Below are 9,279 nucleotides of genomic sequence, written 5' to 3'. Positions count from 1 at the left end.
TCGATCCAGCTGGCGGACCTGCTTGGTCACGTGAGCTGACCTCCTGATAAAAGCCGGCGGAACGGCGGATGCGGTGGTGCGACCACGTCGTCGAGCCGGCCCGATCCTTCTTGACATTCCGAGGGTACGTCCAGAGGGTACGTCGAAGGTCCGCGCCCACCGCCGTCGCCGGTGCCGGTGTGGGTCGGATCCCGGATTTGTGCGGCTGATGTGAAACCACACAAATCCCACTAACCTGCCGTTACTCCTCGGGTTCGCGGAACCCTGACCCTGCCACGGGGCCGCTGGGCAGCCTCGGCAGGGTCAGTGAGCGAGGGATCGGCGAGCGCTGGGGCAGCGGCGGTAGATCTTCGTCACTTCTGCGCGGCGCCGGTACGGTCACCGGCTCCTCCGCCTCCACCTCCGCCGCTTCGGCCTCGTCGCGCAGGCGGCGGCGCAGCGAGAGCACCACCAGGAAGCCGACCAGGGCGACCAGGCCGATGATCCCGCCCACGAACGGCAGGCTGGACAGCCGCTCGCTGGTCAGCAGGCCGCCCGAGGCCGGCCGTTCCGGGTCGGCGGTCCTGGCGACCACCGCGACGGGCGACGGCGGGGCCGCGGTGGGCATCGCGGACTCCCCGACGGGCGGCGGCCCGATGATGGTGTAGTCGGTGCGGGTCTCGATCGCGGCCAGGCCGGCGGGCGTGAGGTAGCCGTGCACCGCGCCGGTCAGCGGCAACTCCGCGTGCGCGGCCGCGCTGACGCTCAGCCCGAAGCTCGCCACGACGTCCTTGCCGGCGGCGACGTCGCCGAGCTCACAGCGGTCCCGCTCGGCGGAGATCTTCTTCTTGACCTTGCAGACGGCCGGGAAGGAGACCACGTCGACGCCGGGCGGGGTGACCACCTCGATCGCCCCGCCGGCCTTCGCGCTGCCGGTGTTGCGCAGTTTGACCGCGAGGGTGGTCTGCTCGACGGCGGGGGTGGGCTGCGCCGGCAGCGACGGCCGGTCGGTGGTCAGCTCGATGCCCGGCACCGGCGGCGGCGTGAACGTGAGGGCGAAGCTGCGCGACCGCGTCACGGCGTTGTCCGGGTGCGTGGAGACCTTGACCGTGCCGGTGCCGGTCACCTTCCACGCGTCGGGCCCGACCACGACGGTGACGACCAGGTAGCCGAGCCCACCGGGCGGCAGCATGCAGGTGAAGCCCAGCGCGCCGTCGGGGTTGCAGCCGTCGGTGCCGTACGAGTCGGCCACGGTCACGTTCTGGTCGCCGCCGGGGAACGTGTAGGACCCGGCGACCTTCTCCCGGACATCGCCGCTGTTCTGCACCGAGATGACCAGTTTGGCCTTGCCGTCGCCCTGCCAGTACGCACCGCCGAGCTCGACGTTGCTGGCGCCCAGGGTGAGCTTGCGGACCTTCGGCGCCTGCGTCGGCGGCTCGGTGGTCGCCGCCGGCGGCTGGGTCGTCGGGGGCTCGGTCGTCGGGGCCGGCGGCTCCGAGGACGGTGGTGGCGACGGCTCCGTGGACTCCGTCGGCTCCGTCGTCTCGGCGTGCGCCGCGGGGGATAGCGTGAACGACAGCGAGCAGACCGTGGTCAGCACGACGAAGGCAGCAAGAAGCCGGGCGCGTCGGCGCGCGGGTGCTTCCATGGGGGGTGTCCTCGTATCTCGGCGGCGATCTGCTGGCTGGTGGGGTGCTTGGTTGCCGTCAGGCAAGGAAGCTCATTATCTAGACAAGTCCAGGATTTCGGCATGTCGGAGAACGTGTTTATGCGAGTACGGTGCGTGCTGTGAGTGGATATCTGGGTGGTTATGCGACGCTCGGCCTACTCCTTCTGGTCGGAGCGGGCGTTTTCGTCGCTGCCTTTACGGCCGCTCGGCTGCTGGGGCCGCGCCGATCGGCTGACAGTGGGGCCACGGCGGCCAAGTTCGACACCTACGAATGTGGGCTTGACCCAGTGGGCGGCGACTGGGCGCAGGCCCAGATCCGCTACTACGTGTACGCATTCCTGTACGCGCTGTTCGCGGTGGAGAGCGTGTTTCTCTTCCCCTGGGCAGTGATCTTCGACCGGCCCGAGTTCGGTGCGGCCGCCGTCGTCGAGATGGCGATCTTCGTCGCGGTTCTCGGGCTCGGGATCCTGTACGCGTGGCGCAAGCGCATCCTGCGCTGGACCTGACCGGTCGCCGGAGCCGGCGCTGGACGTGACCGGTCGCCGGGGCCGGCGCTGGACCTGACCGGTCGCCGGGGCTAGGCCAGCCCGCGGCGGGAGACGGCAGGCTGGCGGTCGCCGCGGATCGCCGCGACCGTGTCCAGGACCCGGCGGGTCGCCCGCACCTGGTGCGCCCGGAAGACCCGCGCGCCCAGCCACGCCGACACGGCCGTCGCCGCGAGGGTGCCCTCCAGCCGCTCGCCGACCGGCAGGTCGAGGGTCTCGCCGATGAAGTCCTTGTTCGACAGCGCCACCAGCACGGGCCAGCCGGTCGCCGTCATCTCCCCGAGCCGGTTGGTGATCGCCAGGGAGTGCCGTGTGTTTTTCCCGAAGTCGTGCGCCGGATCGATGAGGATGCCGTCCCGGCGCACCCCCAGCGACACCGCCCGCTCGGCGAGGTCCGTCACGGTGCGTACGACATCCTCCACCGGATCCGTGAAGGCGGCCCGGTGCGGCCGGGTCCGTGGGGTGAGGCCGCCCGCGTGGGAGCAGACCAGTCCGGCGCCCGTCTCCGCGGCCACGACGGCCAGTTGCGGGTCGGCGCCCGCCCACGTGTCGTTGATCAGGTCCGCGCCGGCCGCGATGATCTCCCGGGCCACCTCGGCCCGCCACGTGTCGATGGAGATGACCACGTCGGGGAAGCGTTCCCGGACCTTGACGACCGTCGGCAGCGTCCGGCGCAGCTCCTCCGCGGCGTCCACGGTGCTGCCCGGGCCGGCCTTCACCCCGCCGATGTCGATGATGTCCGCGCCCTCGCCGACCGCCGCCTCGACCGCCCGCAACGCGGCGTCCTCCGCGAACGTCGCGCCCCGGTCGAAGAACGAGTCGGGGGTCCGGTTCACGATCGCCATCACCGCGTAGTCACCGTCGGTGAACTGCCGGCCGCCCAGCCGAAACATCATGAATCCTCCGTCTTTCCTTCAGATGGGTGTGCCGGGGTCGCCCGCGCCCAGTCAGCGTGCCACGATTCCCCCTATGGCTGAGTTCCTCCTGGTGTTGATCGCCGCCGTGGTCGTCGGGGCCATCGGGTTCGGCGTGTCCTTGTTGATCACCGGCGATGACCCGGGGATCGAAGGTCACGAGCCCGACGGGCGCGCGGTGCCGCTGCCCTCGTCCCGGCCGCTGGTCGAGGGCGACGTCGGGCACGTGCGCTTCGACACCACCCTCCGGGGCTACCGGATGGCGCAGGTCGACGCGGCGCTGCGGCGCGCCGGCTACGACATCGGATACAAGGAGGAACTGATCCAGGTCCTCGAAGCCGAGGTCAAGGCCCTGCGCGACGGGCGCAGCGAGGACGCCGACGCGCTGCGCGACGCCCGCGAGGCCGCGATCACCGGCGCCGGCGGCTCGAACGTCACCCTGGAGAAGACGCCCCCGGCCGCCCCCGCGGCGGACGCCGACGCCGACGTCATCTCCGACACCGATGCCGCCGCGACCCCGGAGGACGGCACGGCCAACAGTTGGGGACTGCCCAGCGACGAGACGTGGGGCAGTCCTTCCCCGGTCGTGAAGTGACCGATCCGTCGTTCGACGACGCGGTCACCCAACCAGGCACCGGCGAGGTGACCGCGACGGTGATTGTCCGGGCACCCGCCGAGCGGGTCTTCGCCGCGCTCATCGATTGGCCGCGGCAGAGCGACTGGATCCCGTTCACCACGGTCCGGGTGCTGTCGGGCGACGGCGGCGAAGGCAGCTCCATCGAGGCGGTCACCAGGGTCGGGCCGGCCGCGCTGCGCGACCTCATGCGCGTGGTCAAGGTCGACCCGCCGTTCGAGGTCCGGGTCGTGCACCACGGCAAGGTGCTGCGCGGCCCCGGGGTGCTGCGCTGCACGCCGCTGGGCGCCAGCCGGACCCAGGTCGTGTGGCACGAGTGGTTCCACCTGCCGGCCGGGGTCGCCGGGAAGGCCGCCTGGCCGGTGCTCTGGCCCGGCTCCAAGGTCAGCCTCACCGGCGCCCTGCGACGCTTCGCCCGGCTCGTCGAGGCCGGGAAACTGTCGTAGGGCTGCAGTACATTCCGTGACGTGGTTGATGTGGTCATCGGTGACGACGGGCTCGCCAGATGCGCGTGGGGCGGCTCCACGCCGGACTATGCGGTCTATCACGACACGGAGTGGGGACGGCCCGTCCGCGACGACGACGGGCTCTACGAGCGGCTCACCCTCGAGGCGTTCCAGTCCGGCCTGTCGTGGATCACGATCCTGCGCAAACGGCCCGCGTTCCGCGCCGCGTTCGCCGGCTTCGACATCGCCAAGGTCGCCGAGTTCGGCGAGGCCGACGTCGAGCGGCTGATGGCCGACGCCGGCATCGTGCGCAACCGGGCGAAGATCGAGGCCGCGATCGCCAACGCCCGGGCCGCAGCCGAGGTCCCCGAGGGGATCGCGGCGCTGCTGTGGTCGTTCGCGCCGGCGCCGCGGGCGGCCCGGCCGGCCGGTTTCGCCGAGGTGCCGGCCGTCACCGAGGAGTCCAAAGCCCTGGCCAAGGCCCTGAAGAAGCGCGGGTTCCGGTTCGTCGGCCCGACCACCGCCTACGCGCTCATGCAGGCCACCGGCATGGTGGACGATCATCTCGCCTCTTGTTTTGTGCAGCTCGACCGGCCATGATCCGGACGGACGATCACCCGGTGTGCGACGGGAGTGTGGACGGATGACCGCCGAGTTCGCCGCCGACTACGGGGGTCCCCTCGACCTGGTCGACTACGACCAGGGCTGGCCGGCGAAGTTCGCCTACTACCGCGACGAGCTGGCCGACGCGCTCGGCCCGGTGGCGTTGCGCATCGAGCACATCGGCTCCACGGCCGTGCCCGGCCTCGCCGCGAAGAACGTCATCGACATCCTCGTCGTCGTCGCCGACGAACACGACCGGGAGGGATACCGGGCCCCGATCGAGTCGACCGGGCTGGCCCTGGCGCACCGTGACCCGGCCGCGTCATGGTCGTTCTACCGGCCCGCCGCGCCGCCACGCACCCGGCACGTCCACGTCACCTCCCGCGGCTCCTCGCACGAGCGGGTCCAGCTGCTCTTCGTGGACTTCCTGCGCAACCACGACCTCGCCGCCGACGCATATGCGCAGGTGAAACGGCGCCTCGCGATCCGGTTCGCGGACGACCGGGAGCGATACACGCGGGCGAAGACCGAGTTCATCTTCGACATGCTGGACCGCGCCGAGCAGTGGGCCGACCAGACCGGCTGGACCGTCGAGCAGCGCTGAGACCACCGGATGATCCAATGGGGTCATGGCGAAGTGGGCGGTGGTCGTTGCCGAGGAGCGGTATTCGCAGGAGCGTCTCTACGCTTCGCAGTTCGTGCCGGACGCCGAGCTGCCCGCCGGTGACGAGGCGTTGCTCGTCGCGGCGCTCGACCCGCCGGTCGTCTTCGGTGTCGCCCGGGCCGACGCGGAGGGGCGCCTGCGGTACACCGTCAACCTGATCGACGCGCCGCTGCCGTTCGACGCCGCCCTCGACCCGGGGTCGCACCCCGTCGACGAGGCGGCGTTCACCGCGGTCACGAGCGCGGCCCGGACCGCCCGGACCGGCAAGCGGACCTGGCTGGTGAGCGTCGACCTGCCGATCGAGGCGGCGTCGCCGGGCGAAGCGGTCCGTGAGTTCTGGGCCTACGTCCGCGACCTCGGCCCGGCCGAGCTGCCCGCGTACGTCTGGCCCGTCGGCGACGAGCTCGCCATGCAGGCGTTCGTGCTCGGCGCCGAGGCCAACCAGGACCCCGAAGAGGAATGATCCCTACAGCAGCCCGGGGAACGCCCGGTCGTAGCCGAGGACCTGCTGCGGGTCGGCGTCCAGGACGTCCTTGAGCAGCGTCGCGTAGACGGACCGGAAGTCGGTGGTGAACTTCAGGTCGCCGTTGTCGAGGTCCGACAGGCTCGGCTGCTCGCCGTACAGGCCGCCCTTGACGGGGCTGCCGAGCAGGAACATGTTCGACGCCGTGCCGTGGTCGGTGCCGTCGGAGCCGTTCGCGGCGACCCGCCGGCCGAACTCGGAGTAGACGGCCACGACGACCTTGCGGCCCGCCTCGGTCTTCGCCATCCGCTCCGCGAACCCGGTCAATGCCTCGTCGAGCCGCTTGAGCAGGCTCTCCTGCGAGTCACGCTCCTCGGCGTGCAGGTCGAACCCGCCGAGCGACACGGAGAACACCCGGGTCGCGACGTTCGCCTCCACGCAGCGGGCGACCAGGTCCAGCTGGGCCTTCAGGTCCGAACGGCCGCCGGTGCCGGTCCCGCCGGCCTGCTCGGGCTCGTCGTCGGTGTCGCTGTCCACGCTGTGGATCAGCGTGTCGACGCTGACCAGGTCGGCGAACGCACGGGCGGCCCGCGCCTGCAGCGCCGGCTCACCGGCGGAGGTCGCGCCGAACTTCTCCAGCGTCGCGGTCTGCACCCCGTTGGGCAGGGCGAGCCCCGTCACCGGCACCGCCGCGCCCGCGCTCGTCGCGCCGGCCAGCAGCGGCGGCAGGACCGGCTCGAAGGAGACCGCGTGCCTGGGGTCGCCGCCGAACGTGTCCAGCCAGCGGCCCAGCCAGCCCGTGTTGCCGGGGCGGTCCGGCTGCGCGGTCTGCCAGATGTCCATCGACCGGAAATGGCTGTGGTCGGGCTTCGGGTAGCCGACGCCGCGGATGACGGCGAGCTTCTTCTGGTCGAACATGCGCTTGAAGCCGGCCAGCCCGGGGTTCAGCCCGACCGTGTCGTTGAGCTTGATGACCTCTTCGGCGCTGTACGCGAGCTCGTTGCGCGCCTCCCGGTAGCCCTTCTCCGCGAACGGGATGACGTTGGCGAGGCCGTCGTTGCCGCCGTACAGGGTCACCAGGACCAGCGTCTTCGCGTCGCCGGGCCGGTCGTCCCAGGTCGCGGTGTCGAAGACGTCGCGCAGCGTCCACGCGCTGCCGGCGGCCAGGGCGGCGCCGCCGACGACGCCGCTGGTGATCAGAAACTTGCGCCGGGTCACGGTGTCCATGTGCGCCTCCTACTGGATCGCGTATTCGGGGCTCGCCAGACCCAGGGCGAGGAGTTTGCGCGGGTCGCCGGCGGCCGGGGTGAGCGCCGCGCGGGTCCGGTCGGTGAACGCGTCGACGACGAGCAACCGGGCGAGCGCGTCGACCCGCTGCGCCTGCGGCGCGGCGCCGAGGCGGTCCAGGACCGGCTGCGGCGCCTTGCCGGCCAGCAGCTGCGCCATTTTCAGCCGGGCCTGCGTCGCCGACGTCGTCAGCCACGCGGCGCCGGCCGGCCAGCCGCCGACGCTCGGCGGCCGCAGCGGCACCTGACCGAGCTGGTTGAGCCCGCTCTGCAGCTGCTTGCGCTGGTTCTCCGGCATGTCACCGGGGCGCAGCCCCAGCTGCCGCAACGCGCCGGCGAGCCACTCCACCGGCTGCTTCACCAGCTCAGCGTGGCCGTCGGCGAGCAGCAGCACCCGCAGCATCGCCGCCGTGGTCGGCTGCCGCTTCGCCTCGGCCAGGGCCGGCTCGGGGATCGGGTTGTCGCCGCAGTACCGCAGCCACAACCGTCGGGCGATGAACTCCGGGCTGGCCGGTTGCGCCAGCAGCAGCGCCGCGAACGAGTCCGCGTCGAAGGTGCCGGTCCGGCCGAGAATGGTCTTGGGTTTGTCGTCGTGCCGCTTCGCGTTGAGGCTGGCCGTGCCGGTCGTCGTGTCGATGACCCAGCCGGTCAGCGCCCTGGCGCCCTCGCGGACGTCCTGCTCCGTGTAGTGCCCGACGCCGAGGGTGAACAGCTCCATCAGCTCGCGGGCGAGGTTCTCGTTGGGTGCCTTGACGGTGTTGCGCTGCCCGTCCAACCAGATGATCAACGCCGGGTCGCGGAGCATCGCCCGCACCATCGTGCCGAAGTCACCGAGCCCGGTGCGGGCGAGGGTCTGCTGCTGGCCGAGCATCAGCGCACCGGACTTCACCTTGTCCGCCGAGGTCGCCCAGTGCCCGTGCCAGAAGAACGTCAGCTTCTCGTGCAGCTGGTGCTCGGCCTGAACCATCCGGTCCAGCCACCAGTAGCCCACGGTGCGGATCTGCGCGGCCCGGTCGGTCTTGTCGTTGAGCATGACCGGCAGTTTGGGCACGGGGGTACGAGCGGCGCCCGCGTCCTCGGCGGCCGGGTCCAGCAGGGCGTCGAGGGTCGCGTCGGCACCGGCCCGCTCCGCCGCGTCGACCTCCTCGGCGGTCGGTCCGAAGGTCGCGCGGCGCAGCAGGTGTGCGAGGGCTTTCCGATCGGCCATGCGGCCAACAGTAGGACCGGCGTGTACGAGCCAGGTAAGGCCGCGATCAGGCCCCGTTGAAAACCGGCTTCTGTTTCTGCACGAAGGCGGCCGTCGCTGCCTGGTGGTCCGTGGTCCGGCCGCAGGTCGCCTGCGCGTCGGCCTCGACCTCCAGGGTCTCGCTCAGCCCGGCCGATCCGCCGGTCGCGAGCTGGCGCTTGATCTGCGCGTACGCCACGGTGGGACCGGCGGCCAGCCGGGCCGCGAGCGCCAGCGCGGTGGGCAGCACCTGCTCGTCGTCCTCGACCAGCGTGGACAGCATGCCCAGCCGGTCCGCGGTGGCCGCGTCGACGGGCTCGGCCAGCATGAGCAGCTCCGTCGCCTTCGCGTGGCCGATCAGCCGCGGCAGCGTCCACGACACGCCGGTGTCACCGGCCAGCCCCACGTTGGCGAACGCCATCAGGAACTTCGTCCCCGGCCCGCCGACCCGGAAGTCCGCCAGCAGCGCCAGGGACGCACCGGCACCCGCAGCCATGCCCCGCACCGCGGCGATCACCGGCTTCGGCATGCCCACGATCAGCTCCGCGACCGGGTTGTAGTGCTCCCGGACCGTTGACAGCGGCGCCGGGTCGTCCGTCGCCAGCAACGCGACGTGTTCACGGAGGTCCTGACCCACGCAGAACGCCCGGCCCGCCCCCGCCAGCACGACCGCCCTGACCTTGGGGTCGTCCGCCAGCTCGCGCAGCGTGTCGCGCAGGGCGACCTTCGTCGCGGTGTCCAGGGCGTTGAGGGCGTCGGGACGGTTCAGGGTCACCACGGCGACCGCGTCGTTGCGCTCGACCTGCAGGTTCATGCTTCACCCTTTCTCGGTGCTGGTCAGCTGCTTCGCC

The 9,279-nt window shown here is 71.7% G+C and carries 11 protein-coding genes; 6 read left to right on the top strand and 5 right to left on the bottom strand.

Going from position 1 to position 9,279, the window contains the following annotated elements:
- Nucleotides 1–241: 241 nt before the first annotated feature.
- Nucleotides 242–1,627, bottom strand: a complete 1,386-nt coding sequence (locus Dsi01nite_RS51855; protein WP_203853919.1) for a COG1361 family protein — start codon at nucleotides 1,625–1,627, stop codon at nucleotides 242–244.
- Between the two features lie 140 nt (nucleotides 1,628–1,767).
- On the opposite strand from Dsi01nite_RS51855, the gene Dsi01nite_RS51850 reads away from it, so the two are divergent.
- Nucleotides 1,768–2,154: an NADH-quinone oxidoreductase subunit A gene (locus tag Dsi01nite_RS51850; RefSeq protein WP_203853918.1), complete on the top strand. Its 387-nt coding sequence runs from the start codon at nucleotides 1,768–1,770 to the stop codon at nucleotides 2,152–2,154.
- Nucleotides 2,155–2,225: 71 nt separating this feature from the next.
- On the opposite strand, the gene folP is transcribed toward Dsi01nite_RS51850, so the two are convergent.
- The gene (folP, locus tag Dsi01nite_RS51845; protein WP_203853917.1) at nucleotides 2,226–3,089 is read right to left on the bottom strand and encodes a dihydropteroate synthase; all 864 of its coding nucleotides are present in this window, start codon (nucleotides 3,087–3,089) and stop codon (nucleotides 2,226–2,228) included.
- 73 nt (nucleotides 3,090–3,162) lie between these two features.
- On the opposite strand from folP, the gene Dsi01nite_RS51840 reads away from it, so the two are divergent.
- Genes Dsi01nite_RS51840 through Dsi01nite_RS58770 form a run of 5 tightly spaced genes read left to right on the top strand, consistent with a single transcriptional unit; the run spans nucleotide 3,163 to nucleotide 5,917 of the window.
- The gene (locus tag Dsi01nite_RS51840; protein ID WP_203853916.1) at nucleotides 3,163–3,702 is read left to right on the top strand and encodes a DivIVA domain-containing protein; all 540 of its coding nucleotides are present in this window, start codon (nucleotides 3,163–3,165) and stop codon (nucleotides 3,700–3,702) included.
- Entirely contained in the window at nucleotides 3,699–4,187 is a 489-nt protein-coding gene (locus tag Dsi01nite_RS51835) for an SRPBCC family protein (protein ID WP_239137055.1), read from the top strand. The genes Dsi01nite_RS51840 and Dsi01nite_RS51835 overlap by 4 nt, the downstream gene beginning before the upstream one ends.
- A 21-nt stretch (nucleotides 4,188–4,208) precedes the next feature.
- Nucleotides 4,209–4,787: a DNA-3-methyladenine glycosylase I gene (locus Dsi01nite_RS51830; protein ID WP_203853914.1), complete on the top strand. Its 579-nt coding sequence runs from the start codon at nucleotides 4,209–4,211 to the stop codon at nucleotides 4,785–4,787.
- Nucleotides 4,788–4,830: 43 nt separating this feature from the next.
- Entirely contained in the window at nucleotides 4,831–5,394 is a 564-nt protein-coding gene (locus Dsi01nite_RS51825) for a GrpB family protein (protein WP_203853913.1), read from the top strand.
- A 25-nt stretch (nucleotides 5,395–5,419) separates the two neighbouring features.
- Complete coding sequence (locus tag Dsi01nite_RS58770) at nucleotides 5,420–5,917, top strand: hypothetical protein (RefSeq protein ID WP_203853912.1); 498 nt, start codon at nucleotides 5,420–5,422, stop codon at nucleotides 5,915–5,917.
- A gap of 3 nt (nucleotides 5,918–5,920) precedes the next feature.
- Here the strand turns inward: Dsi01nite_RS58770 and Dsi01nite_RS51815 are convergent, their stop codons facing one another.
- The 3 genes from Dsi01nite_RS51815 to Dsi01nite_RS51805 are packed head-to-tail and all read right to left on the bottom strand — an operon-like array spanning nucleotide 5,921 to nucleotide 9,242.
- A complete protein-coding gene (locus tag Dsi01nite_RS51815; protein WP_203853911.1) occupies nucleotides 5,921–7,144 on the bottom strand; it encodes a DUF1501 domain-containing protein in 1,224 nt (407 codons plus the stop codon).
- A 9-nt stretch (nucleotides 7,145–7,153) separates the two neighbouring features.
- Entirely contained in the window at nucleotides 7,154–8,410 is a 1,257-nt protein-coding gene (locus Dsi01nite_RS51810; protein WP_203853910.1) for a DUF1800 domain-containing protein, read from the bottom strand.
- A 46-nt stretch (nucleotides 8,411–8,456) separates the two neighbouring features.
- The gene (locus tag Dsi01nite_RS51805) at nucleotides 8,457–9,242 is read right to left on the bottom strand and encodes an enoyl-CoA hydratase/isomerase family protein (protein WP_203853909.1); all 786 of its coding nucleotides are present in this window, start codon (nucleotides 9,240–9,242) and stop codon (nucleotides 8,457–8,459) included.
- Nucleotides 9,243–9,279: the final 37 nt, after the last annotated feature.

It is taken from the genome of Dactylosporangium siamense (genome assembly GCF_016862795.1).
In the GTDB taxonomy this organism is placed as follows: domain Bacteria; phylum Actinomycetota; class Actinomycetes; order Mycobacteriales; family Micromonosporaceae; genus Dactylosporangium; species Dactylosporangium siamense.
This window is presented reverse-complemented; position numbering and strand designations above follow the sequence as displayed.